At 55.8% G+C, this 21831-nt stretch carries 20 protein-coding genes and 1 other RNA gene; 6 read left to right on the forward strand and 15 right to left on the reverse strand.

Annotated elements, in window-relative coordinates:
• Positions 1-19 precede the first annotated feature (19 nt).
• The 6 genes from gcvH to LBF07_RS07315 form a co-directional block, all read right to left on the reverse strand.
• Entirely contained in the window at positions 20-409 is a 390-nt protein-coding gene (gcvH, locus tag LBF07_RS07290) for a glycine cleavage system protein GcvH (RefSeq protein ID WP_008499718.1), read from the reverse strand.
• A gap of 23 nt (positions 410-432) precedes the next feature.
• A complete protein-coding gene (gcvT, locus tag LBF07_RS07295; protein WP_094935381.1) occupies positions 433-1527 on the reverse strand; it encodes a glycine cleavage system aminomethyltransferase GcvT in 1095 nt (364 codons plus the stop codon).
• A 397-nt stretch (positions 1528-1924) separates the two neighbouring features.
• A complete protein-coding gene (ubiI, locus tag LBF07_RS07300) occupies positions 1925-3127 on the reverse strand; it encodes an FAD-dependent 2-octaprenylphenol hydroxylase (RefSeq protein ID WP_094935382.1) in 1203 nt (400 codons plus the stop codon).
• Positions 3128-3139: 12 nt separating this feature from the next.
• On the reverse strand, positions 3140-4318 hold the full coding sequence (gene ubiH, locus LBF07_RS07305) for a 2-octaprenyl-6-methoxyphenyl hydroxylase (RefSeq protein ID WP_094935383.1): 1179 nt from the start codon (positions 4316-4318) through the stop codon (positions 3140-3142).
• Complete coding sequence (gene pepP / locus LBF07_RS07310) at positions 4315-5628, reverse strand: Xaa-Pro aminopeptidase (protein ID WP_094935401.1); 1314 nt, start codon at positions 5626-5628, stop codon at positions 4315-4317. The genes ubiH and pepP overlap by 4 nt, the downstream gene beginning before the upstream one ends.
• A gap of 31 nt (positions 5629-5659) precedes the next feature.
• Positions 5660-6238 carry a YecA family protein gene (locus tag LBF07_RS07315; RefSeq protein ID WP_029739212.1) on the reverse strand — a complete coding sequence of 193 codons (579 nt, stop codon included), beginning with the start codon at positions 6236-6238 and terminating at the stop codon, positions 5660-5662.
• Between the two features lie 168 nt (positions 6239-6406).
• Between LBF07_RS07315 and zapA the strand changes: the two genes are divergently transcribed.
• The 3 genes from zapA (at position 6407) to LBF07_RS07330 (ending at position 7582) form a co-directional block, all read left to right on the forward strand.
• A complete protein-coding gene (gene zapA, locus LBF07_RS07320) occupies positions 6407-6736 on the forward strand; it encodes a cell division protein ZapA (RefSeq protein WP_006811891.1) in 330 nt (109 codons plus the stop codon).
• A 41-nt stretch (positions 6737-6777) separates the two neighbouring features.
• Positions 6778-6961, forward strand: a non-coding RNA gene (gene ssrS, locus LBF07_RS07325) — 6S RNA.
• Between the two features lie 24 nt (positions 6962-6985).
• Positions 6986-7582 carry a 5-formyltetrahydrofolate cyclo-ligase gene (locus LBF07_RS07330; protein ID WP_032660084.1) on the forward strand — a complete coding sequence of 199 codons (597 nt, stop codon included), beginning with the start codon at positions 6986-6988 and terminating at the stop codon, positions 7580-7582.
• Positions 7583-7689: 107 nt separating this feature from the next.
• Here the strand turns inward: LBF07_RS07330 and serA are convergent, their stop codons facing one another.
• A complete protein-coding gene (serA, locus tag LBF07_RS07335; RefSeq protein ID WP_224435137.1) occupies positions 7690-8922 on the reverse strand; it encodes a phosphoglycerate dehydrogenase in 1233 nt (410 codons plus the stop codon).
• Between the two features lie 266 nt (positions 8923-9188).
• Positions 9189-9848, reverse strand: a complete 660-nt coding sequence (gene rpiA / locus LBF07_RS07340; protein ID WP_003860091.1) for a ribose-5-phosphate isomerase RpiA — start codon at positions 9846-9848, stop codon at positions 9189-9191.
• A gap of 127 nt (positions 9849-9975) precedes the next feature.
• Between rpiA and argP the strand changes: the two genes are divergently transcribed.
• The gene (gene argP / locus LBF07_RS07345) at positions 9976-10869 is read left to right on the forward strand and encodes a DNA-binding transcriptional regulator ArgP (RefSeq protein ID WP_008499727.1); all 894 of its coding nucleotides are present in this window, start codon (positions 9976-9978) and stop codon (positions 10867-10869) included.
• Positions 10870-10917: 48 nt separating this feature from the next.
• Here the strand turns inward: argP and LBF07_RS07350 are convergent, their stop codons facing one another.
• The 7 genes from LBF07_RS07350 to tkt form a co-directional block, all read right to left on the reverse strand.
• Positions 10918-11658 carry an oxidative stress defense protein gene (locus LBF07_RS07350; RefSeq protein WP_023309114.1) on the reverse strand — a complete coding sequence of 247 codons (741 nt, stop codon included), beginning with the start codon at positions 11656-11658 and terminating at the stop codon, positions 10918-10920.
• A 91-nt stretch (positions 11659-11749) separates the two neighbouring features.
• A complete protein-coding gene (gene argO / locus LBF07_RS07355) occupies positions 11750-12385 on the reverse strand; it encodes an arginine exporter ArgO (RefSeq protein WP_021242063.1) in 636 nt (211 codons plus the stop codon).
• Between the two features lie 143 nt (positions 12386-12528).
• Positions 12529-13383 (reverse strand): small-conductance mechanosensitive channel MscS, encoded by an 855-nt coding sequence (gene mscS, locus LBF07_RS07360; RefSeq protein WP_024906566.1) that lies wholly within the window; start codon positions 13381-13383, stop codon positions 12529-12531.
• A 186-nt stretch (positions 13384-13569) separates the two neighbouring features.
• Complete coding sequence (fbaA, locus tag LBF07_RS07365) at positions 13570-14649, reverse strand: class II fructose-bisphosphate aldolase (RefSeq protein WP_029739216.1); 1080 nt, start codon at positions 14647-14649, stop codon at positions 13570-13572.
• Between the two features lie 95 nt (positions 14650-14744).
• The gene (gene pgk, locus LBF07_RS07370; protein WP_023333323.1) at positions 14745-15908 is read right to left on the reverse strand and encodes a phosphoglycerate kinase; all 1164 of its coding nucleotides are present in this window, start codon (positions 15906-15908) and stop codon (positions 14745-14747) included.
• 49 nt (positions 15909-15957) lie between these two features.
• On the reverse strand, positions 15958-16977 hold the full coding sequence (epd, locus tag LBF07_RS07375; protein ID WP_039262970.1) for an erythrose-4-phosphate dehydrogenase: 1020 nt from the start codon (positions 16975-16977) through the stop codon (positions 15958-15960).
• A 341-nt stretch (positions 16978-17318) separates the two neighbouring features.
• The gene (tkt, locus tag LBF07_RS07380; protein WP_033146601.1) at positions 17319-19310 is read right to left on the reverse strand and encodes a transketolase; all 1992 of its coding nucleotides are present in this window, start codon (positions 19308-19310) and stop codon (positions 17319-17321) included.
• Between the two features lie 272 nt (positions 19311-19582).
• Between tkt and LBF07_RS07385 the strand changes: the two genes are divergently transcribed.
• Positions 19583-20341 (forward strand): M48 family metallopeptidase, encoded by a 759-nt coding sequence (locus tag LBF07_RS07385; RefSeq protein WP_021242066.1) that lies wholly within the window; start codon positions 19583-19585, stop codon positions 20339-20341.
• 210 nt (positions 20342-20551) lie between these two features.
• The gene (locus tag LBF07_RS07390; protein ID WP_094935385.1) at positions 20552-21820 is read left to right on the forward strand and encodes an OprD family outer membrane porin; all 1269 of its coding nucleotides are present in this window, start codon (positions 20552-20554) and stop codon (positions 21818-21820) included.
• The last annotated feature ends 11 nt before the right edge of the window (positions 21821-21831 follow it).

The following is a 21831-nucleotide window of genomic DNA, read 5'->3' on the forward strand; positions in this document are numbered from 1 at the left end:
AGGAGAGGGGGATAAACAATTACTCGTCTTCTAACAGTGCTTCGTACGCGGTCGCATCCAGCAGCGCGGCAACCTGAGATTCGTCGCTGGCTTTGATCTTGAAGATCCAGCCGCCTTCATAAGGCTCGCTGTTCACCAGCTCTGGCGAATCGCTCAGCGCGTCGTTGACGGCAACGATTTCGCCGCTCACAGGAGCATAGATGTCAGATGCCGCTTTTACGGACTCCGCCACGGCGCAGTCATCGCCCGCGCTAACGGTCGTGCCCACGTCAGGCAGGTCAACAAACACCATGTCGCCCAGCAGCTCTTGCGCGTGCTCGGTGATCCCTACGGTGTAAGTGCCGTCCGCCTCTTTGCGCAGCCACTCGTGTTCTTTGCTGTATTTCAGTTCTGCTGGCACATTGCTCATTGAAGTTCTCCTGATAAAAATGATTAGGCGACCGGCTTACCGGCGCGAACAAAAATCGGTTTGGTCACGTTGACCGGCATTTCGCGGTTGCGGATTTGCACCACCGCCGTTTCGCCAATGCCCGCCGGCACGCGTGCCAGTGCAATACTGTAGCCCAGCGTCGGGGAGAAGGTACCGCTGGTGATCACGCCTTCGCGAGGATTGCCGTCAGCATCGGTAAAGCGCACCGGCAGTTCACCGCGCAGCACTCCCTTCTCGGTCATCACCAGACCCACCAGCTGTTCAGTGCCCTTCTCGCGCTGCATCTCCAGCGCTTCACGGCCAATAAAATCACGGTCAGCCGGTTCCCATGCGATGGTCCAGCCCATGTTGGCGGCCAGCGGAGAGACGCCTTCATCCATCTCCTGACCGTAGAGGTTCATCCCCGCTTCCAGACGCAGCGTATCGCGCGCGCCCAGACCCGCAGGCTTCACGCCCGCTTCCACCAGCGCGCGCCAGAAATCAGCGGCCTTCTCGTTCGGCATCGCAATTTCGTAGCCCGCTTCACCGGTGTAGCCGGTGGTGGCGATAAACAGATCGCCCGCCTGCACGCCGAAGAACGGCTTCATGCCTTCGGTTGCTTTGTGCTGCTCGTCGTTAAACAGAGATGCGGCTTTCGCCTGCGCGTTCGGCCCCTGTACGGCGATCAGCGACAGGTCGTCACGGACGGTGATGTCGATGGCATAAGGTTCGGCGTGTTGGGTGATCCAGGAGAGGTCTTTTTCGCGGGTGGCGGAGTTGACAACGAGGCGGAAGAAATCTTCAGTGAAGTAATAGACGATAAGGTCATCAATCACGCCGCCCGAGGCGTTCAGCATGCCGGTATAGAGCGCTTTACCCGGCGTTTTCAGTTTGGCGACGTCGTTTGCCAGCAGATAACGCAAAAACTCCCGGGTGCGGCTACCGCGCAGATCGACAATCGTCATGTGGGACACGTCGAACATACCGGCATCGGTGCGCACCGCGTGGTGCTCATCAATCTGCGAGCCGTAGTGCAGCGGCATCATCCAGCCATGGAAGTCCACCATGCGGGCGCCGCATAACACGTGTTGTTCGTACAAAGGAGTCTGTTGAGCCATCTTGTCCTCGTTGAAAAATTCACCGTGAAACCCGGTGTCGGCCCCGTTACCTGGCGCCGACGCAAACGTTCTCTTTTACCCGAACTTACCACCGAAACCGGCGGTTAACCATAAGGTAAAACGGGTCATCACATTAGCTTATGACCAAAAAACGCTAAAAAGCCTACAGAGTTATTCACTGGAAAAATGCGATTAACCCCGCACAAAATTAACAATGATCTAACAGGATTTAGCACATGGTGATATTTCATGCGGAAAAACGGGCCGAATTTCCGTAACATAAAATCTCGTAGATTAGATTTTCTAATGCGAAAAATGACGTGAAATTAGAATATTTCAAACGAGGGAATTTCCCCGGCGCAGAGGCCGGGAAAATAAAGTGTGACGGGGATCGAGATTAGCGTAACCAGTCGGGAAGATCGTTAAGACCCATCGCCTGGCGAAGAAGTTGAGGTTTGACGCCAGGAAGCGTATCGGCCAGTTTAAGACCAATATCGCGCAGCAGTTTTTTCGCCGGATTTGCGCCGGCAAACAGCTCGCGGAAGCCCTGCATGCCCGCCAGCATCATCGCCGCACTGTGCTTGCGGCTGCGCTCGTAGCGACGCAGGTAAAGATGCTGGCCGATATCTTTGCCTTCGCGATGCAGGCGACGCAGTTCCTCAACCAGCTCCGCCGCGTCCATAAAGCCAAGGTTGACGCCCTGCCCTGCCAGCGGATGAATGGTATGCGCCGCATCACCGACCAGCGCCAGACGGTGCGCCGCAAACTGACGCGCGTAGCGGCCGGTTAACGGGAACACCTGCCGCTCGCTTTCAAGGGTGCACAAGCCAAGGCGGTTATCAAACGCCATGCACAGCGCCTGGTTAAAGGCATCCGGCGTCGCCTCCTGCATCAGCTGGGCTTTTTCAGGCACCAGGGACCAGACAATCGAGCACAGGTGCGGATCGGCAAACGGCAGGAACGCCAGAATGCCGTCGTTGTGGAAAATCTGCCGCGCCACGCCGCCGTGCGGCTCCTCGGTACGGATCGTCGCCACCAGAGCGTGATGCCGGTAATCCCAGAAGGTCAGCGGAATATCGGCTTTATTCCGCAGCCAGGAGTTCGCACCGTCAGCACCGACCACCAGACGCGCGGTCAGCATGTCGCCGCTCTGTAAGTTGATAAACGCCTCGTTTTCACCCCACGCCACCTGCTGGATCTGCGCAGGCGCAATCAGCGTCACGTCGCTGCACTGCTGCGCTTTCTGCCACAGCGCGTGGTGGATCACCGCGTTTTCGACGATATGACCCAGATGGCTGTAGCCCATGCTTTCATCATCAAAAGCAATATGACCAAAGCTGTCTTTATCCCACACTTCCATGCCGTGGTAGCAGCTGGCGCGCTGCGCCACAATATCTGCCCAGACGCCAAGGTGCGTCAGCAATTTCTCGCTGGCGGCATTGATCGCCGAGACGCGGAGTTCCGGCGGGGCATCTGGCGCAACGGGCTGAGGCTGCTTTTGCTCCAGCACCGCCACGCGCAGGCCGCTGCCCTGTAAACCACAGGCCAGAGCCAGTCCGACCATACCGCCGCCAACAATGGCGACATCAACATTTTGCACGGTGATAACTCCTTAACGCGCGACCCAACCAAGCGTCCGCTGCGCCAGCACGTCACGTGCCGGAATGAATAATTCCATCGCCATTAGCCCGAGGTTGCGACCCGCAACCAGCGGTGCCCAGCGATTGGCAAAAAGATGGACTAAGCCGTCGGTGACGCCAATCGTCGCCTCTTTATCCACCTGGCGGCGCTTCTGGTAATGGCTGAGCACCGGGTATGCGCCACAGTCTTTTTGTTCGCCCCACGCCTGAGAAAGGGTTTCCGCCAGACTCATAACATCCCGCAGGCCAAGGTTGAACCCCTGCCCCGCGATGGGGTGCAGCGTCTGAGCGGCATTACCGACAAGCGCCAGACGATGGGAGATGGACTGAGAGGCAGTAGTCAGCGAAAGCGGGTAAACCGCCCGCTGTCCAGCATGGGTAATACGCCCCAGCCGCCAGCCAAAGGCTTTCTGCAGCTCGGTACAAAAACGTTCGTCTGACCAGGCTTTAACCTCTTCGGCCTTATCCTGCGGGTGACACCAGACCAGGGAACAGCGCCCGTCCGACATCGGCAGCATCGCCAGCGGGCCATGCTGCGTAAAACGTTCAAACGCCCTGCCGTGGTGTTCAGCTGCGGTCGCGACGTTCGCAATGACCGCAACCTGCCCGTAAGGCTGCTGACGCCACTCCACGCCGCACTGGGCGCCGAGCGATGAACGCGAGCCGTCCGCGGCAACCAGAAGCTGGCCTTCAAGCACGGTGCCGTTTTCCAGCGTCACGCTGACCGACGCCTCACTGCGGCTCACGCTGGCCACGCGCGCCGGGCAATGCAGCGTGACGCCAGGCGCATCCTTGAGCAGACGAAACAGACGCAATCCGACGTCGTGCAGCTCGACAACCTGACCCAGCGCGTCAATGCGGTAATCCTGCGCGTCCAGCGTGACAAAGCCAGCATGGCCGCGATCGCTTACGTGAACGGTTTTAATTGCCGTCGCGCAATCGGCGATGGCCTGCCAGATGCCAATACGGGACAGCTGCTGGCAGGTACCCTGCGCCAGGGCAATAGCGCGGGAATCAAAACCGGGATGATTTTTTGCCTGCGGCGCGATAGCTTCAACCAGGTGCACCGGAAGCTGCCCCTTCGTCAAATGCGAAATGGCCAGCGCCAGCGTGGCCCCGGTCATGCCGCCGCCAACGATAATCACGCTCATGCGCGTGCCGCTGCCATCAGCGCCTCAATATCGTCAGCGTTTTTCACGACGCTCGCGGTCAGGTTTTCGTTACCGGTTTCGGTGATCACGATGTCGTCTTCGATGCGAATGCCAATCCCGCGGTACTCTTCAGGCACGTCGGCATCCGGCGCGATATACAGGCCTGGCTCCACGGTTAACACCATGCCCGGCTCCAGCACGCGCGAACGGTCGGTGCCGTACGCGCCAACGTCATGCACATCCAGCCCCAGCCAGTGGCTTAGGCCGTGCATGAAATACGGTCGATGCGCATTTTCAGCGATCAGGATATCGACCTCCCCTTTCAGGATCCCGAGCCTGACCAGGCCGGTAATCATGATGCGCACCACTTCGCCGGTCACTTCCTGCATGGAGGTACCGGGACGATACAGCCTGAGCGCCGTCTCAAGCGACTCGAGAACGATGTCATAAATGGCGCGCTGTGCCGGTGAGAATTTACCGTTCACCGGGAAGGTACGGGTGATGTCTCCCGCGTAGCCCTGGTATTCGCAACCGGCGTCAATCAGGACCAGATCGCCGTCGCGCAGCGCGCTTTCGTTTTCGGTGTAGTGCAGAATGCAGCCGTTTTCTCCGCCGCCAACAATGGTGTTGTAGGAGGGATAACGCGCGCCGTGGCGGTTAAATTCGTGATGTATTTCGCCTTCCAGCTGGTATTCGAACATCCCGGGACGGCACTTTTCCATGGCGCGGGTGTGCGCCAGGGCGCTGATTTCGCCCGCTCGACGCATCAAATTCAGCTCTTCTTCAGACTTGAACAGGCGCATTTCATGCACCACCGGACGCCAGTCCGTCAGCGTGGCCGGCGCGGACAGGTTCTGCCGCGAGCCTTTGCGCAGCTTATCCAGCGCGGTGAAAACAATCTCATCGGCGTAGGCATATTCACCCTGCGCGTGATAGAGCACGTCGAGGCCGTTAAGCAGCTGATAGAGCTGCTGGTTGATTTCGCTAAACGCCAGCGCGCGGTCAACGCCCAGCTTCGCCGGTGCGGCCTCCTGGCCCAGGCGGCGGCCAAACCAGATTTCGGCCGTTAGATCGCGCACGCGGTTGAAAATCACGCTGTGGTTGTGGGTGTCATTGCTCTTAATCAGCACCAGCACCGCTTCCGGCTCGTTAAAGCCGGTGAAGTACCAGAAATCGCTGCTCTGGCGATAGGGGTATTCGCTGTCGGCGCTGCGCGTGACTTCGGGCGCAGCAAAAATCAGCGCGGCGCTGCCCGGCTGCATTGTTGCCAGAAGCGCCTGACGGCGGCGCGAATACTCTTGACTCGAGATAACCATGACACCCTCCTGTGCGTTATTTTTCTTAATGTAAGGTTGGCTTGCGGACTTCCGGCGCGGTCGGCTGTGAGCGCGTGAAGTTGTCGTGGCACAGCAGTGCCGCCACGCGCACGTACTCGATAATCTCTTCAAGAGACATTTCCAGCTCTTCCTGGTCTTCGTCTTCATCGTAGCCGAGCTGGGCGATGTTACGCAGGTCGTCGATCGCCTCACCCGCTTCGCCGGTCACTTTATCCAGTTTAGGCTGCGTCACGCCCAGCCCCAGCAGATAGTGGTTTACCCAGCCGGCCAGCGCATCGGCGCGATCGAACACGCTGACGTCGTCGCCTTCAGGCAGATAAAGCTGAAAAAGGAAGCCATCGTCTTCCAGCGAATCGCTGGTTGCGGCGTGCATTTTACGCAGCGCTTCCGCCAGCTCGTGACCAAACGCCAGCCCTTCATTCGTGAGGTCGTGGATCAGCGGCTGCCATGAGCTGTCGCTGTTTCCGCCGCACAGCATGCCACTGATCAGACCGTGCATTTCGGCAGGGGTTAAACCGACTCCCTGCTGGTTCAGTAACTGGTTTAAATCCTTGTAACCAGGCATTTCGTTCTGTATAGACATGAGCATTCGTCATCAAAGGGGGGAAGTTTCATGATATGCTACCACTTTGGACCCTGGTGATACCAGAAAAGGGCTTGTATCTTCACATCAGGGTAGCTATAGTGTCGCCCCTTCGCAGCCCCCGGGGCAGTAAGCGAAGGCAGCGCAGTCAATCAGCAGGAAGGTGGCATGTCTGCACAACCCGTCGATCTCCAGATTTTTGGCCGTTCACTGCGAGTGAATTGTCCGCCTGAACAAAGGGATGCTTTGAATCAGGCAGCGGACGATTTGAATCAGCGGTTGCAAGATCTAAAAGAACGCACTAGAGTCACAAATACTGAGCAGCTGGTTTTCATCGCCGCGTTGAACATCAGCTATGAACTGACTCAGGAAAAAGCGAAGACCCGCGACTACGCGGCAAGCATGGAGCAGCGCATTAAAATGCTCCAGCAGACCATAGAACAGGCATTGCTTGATCAAGGTCGCAATCCCGAAAGACCGGGACCAAAGTTTGAATAACACTTCTCAGTTGACTATGGTAGAGTAACTGTGAAGACAAAATTTCTCTGAGATGTTCGCAAGCGGGCCAGTCCCCTGAGCCGATATTTCATACCACAAGAATGTGGCGCTCCATGGTTGGTGAGCATGCTCGGTCCGTCCGAGAAGCCTTAAAACTATGACGACACATTCACCTTGAACCAAGGGTTCAAGGGTTACAGCCTGCGGCGGCATCTCGGAGATTCCCTCTCTTTTCTTCTACCGACTACCATGACCCAATTCCCTGAAGTTTCTGCTTCACGCCAGGACATCCGTCAGTTAATTCGTCAGCGCCGCCGTGCGTTAACCGCCGATCAGCAAGCGCATTTTGCCCAGCAGGCCGCAGCCCGCATGATGGCGTATCCCCCTGTCGTGATGGCGCACACCGTTGCGCTGTTTCTGTCATTTGATGGAGAGCTGGATACCCAACCGCTGATAGAGCAGCTCTGGCGCGCCGGGAAGAAGGTCTATCTGCCGGTGCTGCACCCGTTCAGCGAGGGGAATTTGCTGTTTCTGCACTATCACCCGCACAGCGAGCTGGTGGTGAATCGCCTGAAAATCACCGAGCCGAAACTCGACGTGCGCGACGTGCTGCCGCTGTCACAGCTGGATGTGCTGATCACGCCGCTGGTGGCGTTTGATGAACAGGGCCAGCGTTTAGGGATGGGCGGCGGTTTTTACGACCGGACGCTGCAAAACTGGCAGCAGTACGGGTTGCAGCCGGTGGGTTATGCGCATGATTGTCAGGGCGTAGAGGCGTTGCCTGTGGAGAAGTGGGATGTGCCGTTGCCGGCGGTAGTGACGCCATCGAAGTTATGGGAGTGGTGAAACAGGCGTGCGGCCTGATGCCCTCACCCCAGCCCTCTCCCACAGGGAGAGGGTGAAAACATAAAAAACGGTAACTATCGTTACCGTTTTGCATTTATCTCGCACCATCAGTACAGCAGACGCGCGCGAATCGTCCCCTGAATCGCCTTCATGCTCTGCAGCGCTTTTTCGGCCACATCGTCATCCGCTTCGATATCAATGACCACGTAGCCCATCTGCGAGTTCGTTTGCAGATACTGTGCGGCAATGTTGACGCCCTGCTCGGCAAAGATCTGGTTGATCGCGGTCAGCACGCCCGGACGGTTTTCGTGGATGTGCAGCAGGCGACGACCACCGTGCAGCGGCAGAGACACTTCCGGGAAGTTCACGGCAGAGAGCGTAGAACCGTTGTCGGAATATTTGCTCAGCTTACCCGCCACTTCCAGACCGATATTCTCCTGCGCTTCCTGGGTAGAGCCGCCGATGTGCGGCGTCAGGATCACGTTGTCGAACTCGCACAGCGGAGAGGTAAACGGATCGCTGTTGGTGGCTGGCTCCGTCGGGAAGACGTCGATGGCCGCGCCCGCCAGGTGCTTACGCTTCAGCGCATCCGCCAGGGCCGGGATATCGACAACCGTGCCGCGCGCGGCGTTGATCAGCAGCGAGCCCGGCTTCATCAGCGCCAGCTCTTCCGCGCCCATCATGTTTTTGGTGGACGCATTTTCCGGCACGTGCAGGCTCACCACGTCGCTCATATTCAGCAGGTCAGAAAGGTGTTGAACCTGGGTCGCATTGCCCAGCGACAGCTTGCTTTCGATATCGTAGAAAAACACGTGCATACCCAGGGATTCCGCCAGAATACCGAGCTGCGTACCGATGTGGCCGTAACCGATAATCCCCAGTTTTTTACCACGTGCTTCATATGAGCCGGACGCCAGCTTGTTCCACACGCCGCGGTGCGCCTTGGCGTTCGCTTCAGGAATACCGCGCAGCAGCAGCAGCAGTTCGCCAATCACCAGCTCCGCCACGGAGCGGGTGTTGGAGAACGGGGCGTTGAAGACGGGAATACCGCGTTTGGCGGCAGCATTCAGGTCAACCTGGTTGGTACCGATACAGAAGCAGCCGATAGCCACCAGCTTTTCCGCCGCGGCAATAACCTCTTCAGTCAGGTGAGTACGGGATCGCAGGCCAATGAAGTGGGCATCACGGATGGACGCTTTCAGCTCTTCGGTATCGAGCGCGCCTTTGTGAAATTCGATGTTGGTGTAACCTGCCGCACGAAGGCTATCGATTGCTTTTTGATGCACGCCCTCGACCAGCAGGAATTTAATCTTGTCTTTCTCCAGTGATACCTTTGCCATTTACCCGACCCTGTTTTTGTCTGAACTGATGTTGTGCTGGATATGAATCCGCTGTAGCCAACATATCAAAAAAAACTATTGCAGCAATATGAACGTTTGCGTCGGCACTCTGAAGAAAAGTCATACAGAGCAAAATGTCAGAGGAAAATGCTATGGAAATTTACAAACGCGGCAGGATCGGCAAAAGAGGCGTAAAAACGTGACACAAGTCACCGAATTTAGCTTTTCAAAAATTTTTTAGCGGGGGGAGGACTCCCCCCGTCAGATCATTTTACGATGGTTTTCACGCCGTCAGCGGTGCCGATCAGCGCCACATCCGCGCCACGGTTGGCGAATAGCCCTACGGTCACTACGCCTGGAATACCGTTGATGGCATTTTCCAGCGCAATCGCGTCAAGAATTTCCAGACCGTGAACGTCGAGGATCACGTTACCGTTATCGGTGACTACGCCCTGACGGTATTCCGGACGACCGCCCAGCTTCACCAGCTGACGGGCAACCGCGCTACGCGCCATTGGGATCACTTCGACCGGCAGTGGGAAATTACCCAGAATGTCGACCTGCTTGGAGGCGTCCGCGATGCAGATGAACTTGTCCGCAACGGAGGCGATGATCTTCTCGCGCGTCAGCGCCGCGCCGCCGCCTTTGATCATCTGCATGTGGCCGTTGATTTCATCCGCACCATCAACGTAAATCCCCAGACGATCCACTTCGTTGAGATCGAAAACGGTAATGCCGAGGCTTTTCAGCTTTTCCGTGGAAGCATCAGAGCTGGAAACCGCGCCCTCGATTTGCCCCTTCATCGTGCCCAGTGCATCGATAAAGTGTGCCGCGGTTGATCCCGTACCGACACCGACAATGGTACCCGGCTGCACGTACTGGAGAGCGGCCCATCCTACTGCTTTTTTCAGTTCATCCTGCGTCATGATCGTTTTGCCTGTGGTGTGAAAACTCAGGGCGCATTATAGAACACGTCGAATGGAATTCGTCTGCCACGAAGGGAAAATTGTGTCATAGTGCAGAATAAGCAAAATTAAGGAGCCAGCCAGAGCAATGAAACGTCCGGACTACAGAACACTACAGGCACTTGATGCAGTTATTCGTGAACGCGGTTTTGAGCGCGCGGCGCAAAAGCTTTGCATCACCCAGTCCGCCGTATCACAGCGTATCAAACAGCTTGAAAACATGTTCGGCCAGCCGCTGCTGGTGCGTACCGTGCCGCCACGTCCAACCGAGCAAGGGCAAAAGCTTCTCGCCCTGCTGCGCCAGGTTGAACTGCTGGAAGACGAGTGGCTGGGTGACGAACAAACGGGCTCTACGCCGCTGCTGCTCTCTCTGGCGGTCAACGCCGACAGCCTGGCAACCTGGCTGCTGCCGGCCCTTGCGCCGGTATTAGCGGATTCCCCTATCCGTCTGAATTTACAGGTTGAAGATGAAACCCGTACCCAGGAGCGCCTGCGTCGCGGTGAAGTGGTTGGGGCAGTCAGTATTCAGCCTCAGGCGCTGCCAAGCTGTCTTGTCGATCAGCTGGGCGCGCTGGACTACCTGTTTGTGGGTTCAAAAGCCTTTGCCGAGCGCTACTTCCCGAACGGCGTCACCCGCGCCGCGCTGCTGAAAGCCCCTGCCGTGGCGTTCGACCATCTGGACGATATGCATCAGGCGTTCCTGCAGCAAAACTTCGATCTGCCGCCGGGCAGCGTGCCGTGCCATATCGTCAACTCGTCTGAAGCCTTTGTGCAGCTTGCGCGTCAGGGCACCACCTGCTGCATGATCCCGCATCTGCAGATTGAGAAAGAGTTGAAAAGCGGTGAGCTGATTGACCTCACGCCGGGGCTATATCAGCGCCGGATGCTCTACTGGCACCGGTTTGCGCCAGAAAGCCGCATGATGCGCAACGTCACCGACGCGCTGCTGGCCTACGGGCACAAGGTGTTGAGACAGGATTAATCGATTGAATTCCCTCTCCCTGCGGGAGAGGGTTAGGGTGAGGGCAAATTACTGCGCCTTAGCCGCCTCAGTTTGCTGAGTTTGAGTTGGCTCCAGCTGGAACACCACATCCACCTGATCGTCAAACTGAATGGTTGGCTGCTCGTAAGTTTCCTGAGCGGATACAGGCGCCGCATCGGCCTTCATCATCCGTACCATCGGGCTTGGCTGGTAGTTAGAGACGTGGTAACGCACGCTGTAAACCGGGCCGAGCTTGCTCTTAAAGCCAGAAGCCAGCTGTTCCGCCTGATGAATGGCATCATCAATCGCCGCTTTACGCGCTTCGTCTTTGTATTTCTCCGGTTGCGCAACGCCCAGCGACACGGAACGAATTTCGTTCAGACCCGCCTTCAGCGCGCCATCCAGCAGCGAGTTAAGCTTATCCAGCTGACGCACGGTCACTTCGACGGTACGCACGGCACGGTAGCCTTTCAGGATGCTTTTACCATTCTGGTAGTCGTAATCGGGTTGAGTACGCAGGTTCGCGGAGTTGATATCTTTTTTACCGACACCGTTCTGCTCGAGGAAAGAGAGGTATTGCGCAACACGATCGTCAGCCTGCTTCTTGGCAGATGCCGCATCTTTCGCAGACACATTGACTTCAATTGCCAGCGTTGCGACATCGGGTACCGCGTCCACGCTTGCGGTGCCTGAAGTGACGATGTGCGGGCCATCCGGCAGTTCACTTGCCTGCACCGACACCGCACCAAAACTTACTAATGCCGCCAGGGCCATCACCTTAAACTTCACTGTTATTCCTCCATGTTGCGAAGAGTGCCCATTAACAGGGCGCATGCCAGCAAGCTTAGCGGGTCTTGTTCAGTTGTCCATAAGACAAGGATTAGTTGAACAATTCCTGAACGTGGTGAATCCCCTCTTTTGCCAGCTGAAAAGCAATAAACCACATCACCAGCCCCACCAGCGTATTAATGATGCGCTGGGCTTTGGCCGTACGCAGACGAGGAGCCAGCCATGCAGCCAGAATGGCGAGACCGAAGAACCAGAGGAAAGAGGCGCTAACCGTACCCAGCGCAAACCAGCGTTTCGGCTCAACGTCCAGCTGCCCGCCCAGGCTGCCCAGCACCACGAAGGTGTCCAGATAAACATGCGGATTAAGCCAGGTGACCGCCAGCATGGTGACGATAATCTTCCAGCGGCCCTGCTTCATGACTTCCGCGCTCGCCAGTTCGAGGTTGCTGCTCATCGCGGTTTTCAGGGCACCAAAACCGTACCAGAGCAAAAACGCCACGCCGCCCCAGGTGACCAGCGCCAGCAGCCAGGGAGACTGCATGAGCAATGCGCTGCCGCCAAAAATCCCGGCACAGATCAGCAGTAAATCGCTTACCGCGCACAGCAGGGCAATCATCAGATGATACTGCCGGCGAATGCCCTGGTTCATCACAAACGCATTTTGCGGGCCAAGGGGAAGGATCATGGCCGCACCTAAGGCAAGCCCTTGAAAGTAATAAGATAACATGACGAAATTCTCACAGTGTTGTTCTGGAAGGAGACTATACTGCGCGAATCACATTAGAGGAAATTGATAATATTAATTGGGGATTAGCAGCACTTATAAAAATAAAGCCCGGTGGCGCTAGCGCTGACCGGGCCTGCGAGAAGTTATTCGGCTTCTTTGACTTTTTTGACGTTTACGTCCATCTGAGGGTACGGGAAGCTGATGCCGTTGGCATCGAAGTCGCGCTTAATGCGCTCCAGCACGTCCCAGTACACGTTTTGCAGATCGCTGCTTTTGCTCCAGATACGCACCACGAAGTTAATGGAGGACGCGCCCAGCTCGTTCAGGCGAACCGTCTGCTCTTTGTCTTTCAGAATGCGATCGTCTGAAGCAATGATGTTGCTAATCAGCGACTTAACCTGATCGATGTCGGAGTCGTACGCCACGCTGATAATCAGTTCGTTACGACGCACCGGCTCACGGGAGAAGTTAATGATGTTGCCCGCGATGATTTTCCCGTTCGGCACGACCACAATGCGGCCATCGACGGTACGCATGGTCGTTGAGAAAATCTGCACCTGCAGCACGGTCCCGGCAATGCCGCCAAGGTCAACGTATTCGCCGGAGCGGAATGGACGGAAGGTGACCAGCAGAACGCCTGCCGCCAGGTTTGACAGCGAGCCCTGCAGCGCCAGACCAATAGCCAGACCGGCGGCACCGAGAACGGCAATGACGGAGGCGGTCTGCACGCCCACACGGCCCAGCGCCGCAATCAGCGTAAAGGCGATAATGCCGTAGCGCACCAGAGCGGAGAGGAAGTCAGCCACCGTGGCGTCAATGTGACGGGCCAGCATTACGCGGTTAACCGCGTTCGATACGATACGCGCCACGATCATCCCGACGATGATGATGGCAATCGCCGCGACGATGTTCACGGCATAGCTCAGCAGCAGCGCCTGGTTGCGCACCAGCCAGTTACCGGCGTTATTGATGCTGTCTACAACATCGAGTTGTTCCATTTATTCTTCCTTTTGTTAAACCAAAACACAAAATCCATCCCCCATGGAGACAGGCAGGTCCGTAAAGGGTAAACAAAAAGCGCAAGTATTGCCAAACAGATCACAAAAACCGGCCTGGCAGGGTATTGAAAAAGCATAAAAAAAGGCCCGCATTTGCGGGCCTTCTGATGCTGTTAGCAGCTCAAATTACAGAACGTCTACCGCGTTCAGTTCTTTGAATGCCTGCTCCAGACGAGTAATCATTGAAGTCTGGGCAGCGCGCAGCCATACGCGTGGATCGTAGTATTTCTTGTTCGGCTGGTCTTCGCCTTTCGGGTTGCCCAGCTGACCCTGCAGGTAAGCTTCGTTGGTTTTGTAGTACTGCAGAATACCGTCCCATGTTGCCCACTGGGTGTCGGTATCGATGTTCATTTTCACTACGCCGTAGCTTACGGAGTCTTTGATTTCCTGAGCAGAAGAACCGGAACCGCCGTGGAAGACGAAGTTCAGGCTGTTGTGCGGCAGGTTGTGTTTCTTAGAAACGTATTCCTGAGAATCACGCAGGATAGTCGGGGTCAGAACCACGTTACCTGGTTTGTAAACGCCGTGTACGTTACCGAAGGACGCTGCGATGGTGAAGCGTGGGCTGATTTTGCTCAGCTCGGTGTAAGCGTAATCAACGTCTTCTGGCTGGGTGTACAGTGCAGAAGCGTCCATGTGGCTGTTGTCCACGCCGTCTTCTTCACCACCGGTGCAACCCAGTTCGATTTCCAGAGTCATGCCCATTTTGGCCATGCGCGCCAAGTATTTGGAGCAGATTTCGATGTTTTCGTGCAGTGACTCTTCAGACAGGTCGATCATGTGAGAAGAGAACAGTGGCTTACCGGTAGCCGCGAAGTGTTTTTCACCCGCGTCCAGCAGACCGTCGATCCACGGCAGCAGTTTCTTCGCGCAGTGGTCAGTGTGCAGGATAACTGGAACACCGTAGTGCTCAGCCATCTGGTGTACGTGGTGCGCACCAGAGATAGCGCCCAGGATTGCAGCACCCTGAGGAATGTCAGTTTTCACGCCTTTACCTGCGATGAACGCAGCGCCGCCGTTAGAGAACTGAACGATAACTGGCGCTTTAACTTTAGCGGCAGTTTCCAGTACGGCGTTGATGGAGTCGGTACCCACGCAGTTAACTGCTGGCAGAGCGAAGTTGTTTTCTTTAGCTACCTGGAACACTTTCTGTACGTCATCACCAGTGATAACGCCAGGTTTTACGAAATCAAAAATTTTAGACATGTTGCTTAGTCCTGTATCTTCGGCCGTTAGAAAAGGTGCGAGCTCTTAAAAGCGCGCTGAAAATTGGTGGGCAGGTTTCCCTGCCCTTGAATGGCTTACTTCTTAGCGCGCTCTTCGAGCATTGCTACTGCTGGCAGTACTTTGCCTTCCACGAATTCGAGGAATGCGCCGCCACCAGTGGAGATGTAGGAGATCTTGTCAGCGATACCGAACAGGTCGATTGCCGCCAGGGTGTCACCACCGCCTGCGATAGAAAACGCTTCGCTGTCTGCGATAGCGTTAGCAACGATTTCAGTACCTTTGCGGAAGTTCGGGAATTCGAACACGCCAACAGGACCGTTCCACAGGATAGTTTTTGCGTTTTTGAGGATTTCAGCCAGTTTCTGTGCAGAAACGTCGCCCAGGTCCAGAATCTGCTCTTCATCTTTGATGTCGTTTACAGATTTCAGGGTCGCGGTTGCGGTTTCGGAGAACTCGGTCGCTACGCGAACGTCAGTTGGAACCGGGATATCGCAGGTGCTCAGCAGGCGTTTGGCTTCGTCAACCAGGTCTGCTTCGTACAGGGATTTGCCCACGTTGTGGCCCTGAGCGGCAACGAAGGTGTTCGCGATACCACCGCCAACGATCAGCTGGTCAGCGATTTTAGACAGGGAATCCAGAACGGTCAGTTTGGTAGAAACTTTAGAACCACCAACGATAGCCACCATTGGACGAGCAGGTTCTTTCAGTGCTTTACCCAGCGCTTCCAGTTCGTCAGCCAGCAGAGGACCGGCACACGCTACGTCTGCGAATTTACCGATACCGTGGGTTGACGCCTGAGCACGGTGAGCCGTACCGAATGCATCCATCACGAACACGTCGCACAGTGCAGCGTATTTTTTGGACAGAGTTTCGTCGTCTTTCTTTTCGCCTTTGTTAAAGCGAACGTTTTCCAGAACAACCAGTTCACCGGCTGCAACTTCAACGCCGTCCAGGTAATCTTTAACCAGGCGAACCGGGTTGGACAGTTTGTCTTTCAGGTAATTAACCACTGGCAGCAGAGAGAACTCTTCGTTGTACTCGCCTTCAGTTGGACGACCCAGGTGGGAGGTGACCATCACTTTCGCGCCCTGCTTCAGAGCCAGTTCGATGGTTGGCAGAGATGCACGGATACGCGCGTCGCTGGTCACTTTGCCATCTTTAACCGGTACGTTCAGATCGGCACGGATGAAAACGCGTTTACCAGCCAGATCCAGATCGGTCATCTTAATTACAGACATGGTGAATCCTCTCGTTGATTCTTAAAGTTTTGCAGACGCACAATGCGTCTTACCTGAAACCTTGAGCGGCCATTGCTAACGTGGTGTCGAGCATTCGGTTAGCAAAGCCCCATTCGTTATCACACCAGACCAGCGTCTTGATAAGGTGTGCGCCACTGACTCTCGTTTGCGTGCCATCGACGATGGCGCTGTGCGGGTCGTGGTTAAAATCTACTGAGACCAACGGTAATTCCGTATAGTCAACTATACCATGAAATGCCCCCTGTGCCGCTTTTTGCAGCAACAGGTTGACTTCACAGGCTTTTACCGGTTTTTTCACCGTCACGCTAAGGTCGATTGCGGTGACGTTAATCGTCGGGACACGTACGGCAATCGCTTCAAATCGGTCATTAAACTGCGGAAAAATTCGGGTGATCCCTGCCGCCAGTTTCGTGTCCACCGGAATGATTGACTGGCTCGCTGCGCGAGTGCGTCGCAAATCCGGATGGTAGGCGTCGATAACCTGCTGATCGTGCATGGCGGAATGAATCGTGGTCACGGTACCGGATTCAATGCCATACGCATCGTCTAACAGTTTGATGACCGGAATAATGCAGTTAGTGGTACAGGAGGCGTTGGAAACAATGCGGTGTTCGGCCTGCAGCTCATGCTGGTTGACGCCAAACACGACGGTCGCGTCGAGGTCGTTACTGCCGGGATGAGAAAACAGGACTTTTTTCGCGCCTGCAGCAAGATGCGCTTCGCCATGTTCGCGGTTGCCGTACACGCCGGTACAGTCAAGCACCACATCCACACCCAGTTCACGCCAGGGTAGCCCGGAGATGCTGTTCTCATGCAGCACGCGAATAGCGTCGTCACCCACAAACAGCTGTTCTCTTTCCTGGCGTACATCCCAGGCAAAGCGTCCGTGGCTGGTGTCATATTTCAACAAATGCGCCATGCCCGTAGCATCCGCCAGTTCATTGATTGCCACCACGGTTATTTCCGCCCGACGTCCGGATTCATATAAAGCACGAACCACGTTACGTCCGATGCGACCGAAGCCATTAATCGCTACGCGTACGGTCATAGATCTCCTGCAAAGCAATCCCTGAGTTTGAGGTGGCTGAAAGAGTAATCCAGCTACGCCCGAAGGGGAATCCTTGCTGTCACAAACTGCGATTGATTGGTCAATTGTCGAACATTTAATCGACTGAAACGCTTCAGCAAGAATAAGCGAATCGGGGAATAAAAGGAATGTCTGTCCAGATGAATAAGCGCGCTATATGACTTGCGTCACATTTTAGGTGGAATAATGCCGGCAAGGTAAAAGCAAAACGGTAACCGAGAGGTTACCGTTTTTTAGTGTATGCACCCTCTCCCCGTGGGAGAGGGTTGGGGTGAGGGCATCAGCCCGCACCGTACAAACGATTACAGCAGTTCTTTCGCTTTCGCGACAACGTTCTCAACGGTGAAGCCGAACTCTTCGAACAGCAGCTCTGCCGGAGCAGATTCACCGAAGGTGGTCATACCGACGATAGCGCCGTTCAGGCCCACGTATTTGAACCAGTAGTCAGCGATACCCGCTTCCACTGCCACACGCGCGGAAACCGCTTTAGGCAGGACGGATTCACGGTAGGCAGCATCCTGTTTGTCGAACGCATCGGTAGACGGCATGGAGACCACGCGCGCTTTCACGCCTTCGGCAGTCAGTTTTTCCCACGCTGCAACCGCCAGTTCAACTTCCGAACCGGTGGCGATGAAGATCAGCTCTGGCTGGCCCGCGCAATCTTTCAGCACGTAACCACCGCGAGCGATGTTCGCCAGCTGCTCAGGCGTACGCTCCTGCTGTGCCAGGTTCTGACGGGAGAGGATCAGCGCGGTTGGACCGTCCTGACGCTCAACGCCGTATTTCCACGCCACCGCGGATTCCACCTGGTCACATGGACGCCATGTGCTCATGTTCGGGGTCACGCGCAGGGAAGCCACCTGCTCTACCGGCTGGTGAGTTGGACCATCTTCGCCCAGACCGATGGAGTCGTGGGTGTAGACCATCACCTGACGCTGTTTCATCAGCGCGGCCATACGCACGGCGTTACGTGCATATTCGACAAACATCAGGAAGGTAGAGGTGTACGGCAGGAAACCACCGTGCAGGGAGATACCGTTGGCAATCGCGGTCATACCGAATTCACGTACACCGTAATGGATGTAGTTACCGGCAGTATCTTCGTTGATTGGCTTAGAACCAGACCACAGAGTCAGGTTAGATGGCGCCAGGTCAGCGGAGCCGCCCAGGAATTCTGGAAGCCATGGGCCGAACGCTTCAATCGCATTCTGAGACGCTTTACGGCTCGCGATTTTAGACGGGTTCGCCTGCAGCTTAGCGATGAATTCGTTCGCTTTCGCGTCGAAGTCAGACGGCATTTCACCTTTCATACGACGGGTGAATTCAGCCGCTTCCTGCGGGAACGCTTTCGCATAGGCAGCGAATTTCTCGTTCCAGGCCGCTTCTTTCGCCTGGCCTACTTCTTTTGCATCCCACTGAGCGTAGATCTCAGACGGGATTTCGAATGCAGGGTGTTTCCAGCCCAACGCTTCGCGGGTCAGTGCGATTTCCGCGTCGCCCAGCGGTGCGCCGTGGGAGTCGTGAGTACCCGCTTTGTTCGGCGAACCGAAGCCAATGATGGTTTTGCACATCAGCAGGGACGGTTTGTCCGTAACCGCGCGCGCTTCTTCCACTGCACGTTTAATCGAGTCAGCATCGTGACCATCAACGCCACGCACTACGTGCCAGCCGTAGGCTTCGAAACGTGCTGCGGTGTCGTCGGTGAACCAGCCTTCAACGTGACCGTCGATGGAGATACCGTTGTCGTCATAGAACGCAACCAGTTTGCCCAGCTTCAGGGTGCCTGCCAGGGAGCACACTTCGTGAGAAATGCCTTCCATCATGCAGCCGTCGCCCATGAACGCGTAGGTGAAGTGGTCTACGATGTCGTGACCAGGACGGTTGAACTGCGCCGCCAGCGTCTTCTCGGCAATCGCCATACCCACAGCGTTAGCAATACCCTGACCCAGCGGACCGGTGGTGGTTTCTACGCCAGCGGTGTAACCCACTTCCGGGTGACCTGGAGTTTTAGAGTGCAGCTGACGGAAGTTTTTCAGCTCTTCGATAGGCAGATCGTAGCCGGTGAGGTGCAGCAGGCTATAGATCAGCATAGAGCCGTGGCCGTTGGACAGCACGAAGCGGTCGCGGTCAGCCCATGACGGGTTCTGCGGGTTGTGGTTCAGGAAATCACGCCACAGGACTTCGGCGATATCAGCCATACCCATAGGAGCCCCTGGGTGGCCGGATTTGGCTTTCTGTACTGCGTCCATGCTCAGCGCACGAATAGCATTAGCAAGCTCTTTACGTGAGGACATTTTAACTCCAGATCGGACTGTTAAAGGCCATGCCCTTGACGACAGCGCGTTTTGGGCTACGCCGGAAAAAAGTGCCAACAATGTAACCCAAGCCGCAAGTCATGTACATGGAGCATTCTTTTGCTTGTTAAGAAATCTCTGGATCATGCTCGCATGTTGCGCAATCTGCTCGCCCGGCCCTGTAGATATTCCTTATACTTAGCCCGACACCGGCTTCGCTGACGGTGCCCTTTTCGGATTTTATTCAGTTTAACGAGTACGGAAGCAACCTCATGAAAATGCGTGCAATAGTGCTGGCCCTGGGTACAACGCTCCTGCTGAGCGGCTGTCAGAATATGGATTCTAACGGTCTGATGACGTCAGGCGCAGAGGCCTTTCAGGCCTATTCCCTGAGCGATGCGCAGGTTAAAGCGCTGAGCGACCAGGCCTGTAAAGATATGGACGGAAAAGCCACGCTTGCGCCGGCTAACAGTACCTACACGCAGCGTCTGAATAAGATTGCTTCCGCGCTGGGCGACAACATTAACGGCCAGCCGGTGAACTACAAGGTGTACATGGCGAAAGACGTCAACGCCTTCGCGATGGCGAACGGCTGTATCCGCGTCTATAGCGGGCTGATGGACATGATGACCGACAACGAAGTGGAAGCGGTCATCGGCCACGAAATGGGCCACGTTGCCCTGGGCCACGTGAAGAAAGGGATGCAGGTTGCCCTGGGCACCAATGCCATCCGCGCAGCGGCGGCCTCTGCGGGCGGTATCGTTGGTAGCCTGTCGCAGTCACAGCTTGGCGACGTGGGTGAAAAGCTGGTTAACTCTCAGTTCTCACAGCGTCAGGAGTCCGAGGCGGATGACTACTCCTACGATCTGTTGCGCAAACGCGGCATTAATCCATCAGGCTTAGCCACCAGCTTCGAAAAACTGGCCAAGCTGGAAGCCGGACGCCAAAGCTCCATGTTTGACGATCACCCGGCCTCAGAAGAACGCGCACAGCATATTCGCGATCGTATGGCCGCAGACGGAATTAAATAATTTTGGAAGGAGGCAGATTTGCCTCCTTTTTATTTCGCATGAATTGTTAACTTAACAGCACGTATCGACAACACCCCTGAAAGCCCCGCCAAATCTGCCTCATCACCTTGAAATGTCTGGTCACATAATTATTGCAAAGGTCACTTTTTCCGGTAATTATCACCCCCGCAGTTATTCAAATTACTATATCCAGACAGAGACGTTCCCTCCGTGAAAAAAGAATTATCATTAATTGCTTTAAGTTTATTTGCTGCATTACCTGCCGCTGCAAGCCAGCAATCCGACAGCCAGGGTTTTATTGACGACAGCCATCTGGATCTGTTTTTACGCAATGCGTATATCAGCCGCGACTACCATCAGGGCCAGCAGGACAAAGCCGAGTGGGGTCAGGGGATCATCGCCACGTTTGCATCCGGCTATACCGAAGGGCTGGTGGGCTTTGGCGTGGACGGTATTGCTCAATACGGCGTGCGCCTGGACGGCGGCCGTGGCAAAAGCGGCGCAGGTGGCATCGACTTCTTTAAACAGGAAGAGGATGGCCGGGCAAAATCCGATCTGGCAAAGTTTGGCGCCACCGCCAAAATGCGTATATCAAACACCGTGCTGAGCTACGGAAATCAGCGTCCTGAGCTGCCTGTCATCAATGCCGACAGCTCCCGCCTGCTGTTTGAAAGCTACACCGGCACCATGCTGACCTCGAAAGAGATCGACGGTCTGGAAATCAACGCCGGTTACTTCACCGACGAGCAGCGTAAAAGCGATGACCGCCACGACAGCGGGCTGAAGAGCCTCTCCTTCGGCGGTGCGAGTTATCAGTTTAACGACCAGTTCAGCGGCGCGCTGTACGCCTCTCATAATGAAGAGGTGATGAACAAGCAGTACCTGGGCATGAACTTCAAACAGCCGTTCAGCACCGGGCAGCAGCTGGTGCTCGACTTCAACGGCTATAACTCCCGTCTGGATCAGGGTTACGCGGACAGCCTCGACACGGGCCGCAGCAACACCATCTGGAGCCTGGCGGCGAGCTACATCTGGGATATTCACACGTTCAAAGTGGCGTACCAGCAGAGCAGCGGCAGCACCGGCTACAACTACGGCGGCTATCGCGACAAGGGCGGCGTGGGTGACGGCGGAAACACCATCTGGCTGGCGAACTCCTACTGGTCTGATTTTAATGGCGAAGACGAACGTTCCTGGCAGGCATCCTACGGTCTGGACTTTGGCGGTCTTGGCTTACCGGGCCTGAGCTGGACCACTGCCTACGTACGTGGGGATAATATTAAAACCTCTGAAACCAGCAACGGCAAAGAGCACGAGTGGTTTAACCAGATCCAGTACCAGGTGCAGGATGGTCCGGCGAAGGATCTGAAGCTTAAACTGCGCTACTCCGTACTGCGCGTCTCCGGCAACGCCAGCGAGTACAACGTGGGCGGGGACGAGATCCGGGCTTATGTGGAATACCCGTTTAACGTGTTCTGAAGGCAATAAAA

Source organism: Enterobacter cloacae complex sp. ECL352, assembly GCF_020149545.1.
In the GTDB taxonomy this organism is placed as follows: domain Bacteria; phylum Pseudomonadota; class Gammaproteobacteria; order Enterobacterales; family Enterobacteriaceae; genus Enterobacter; species Enterobacter asburiae_B.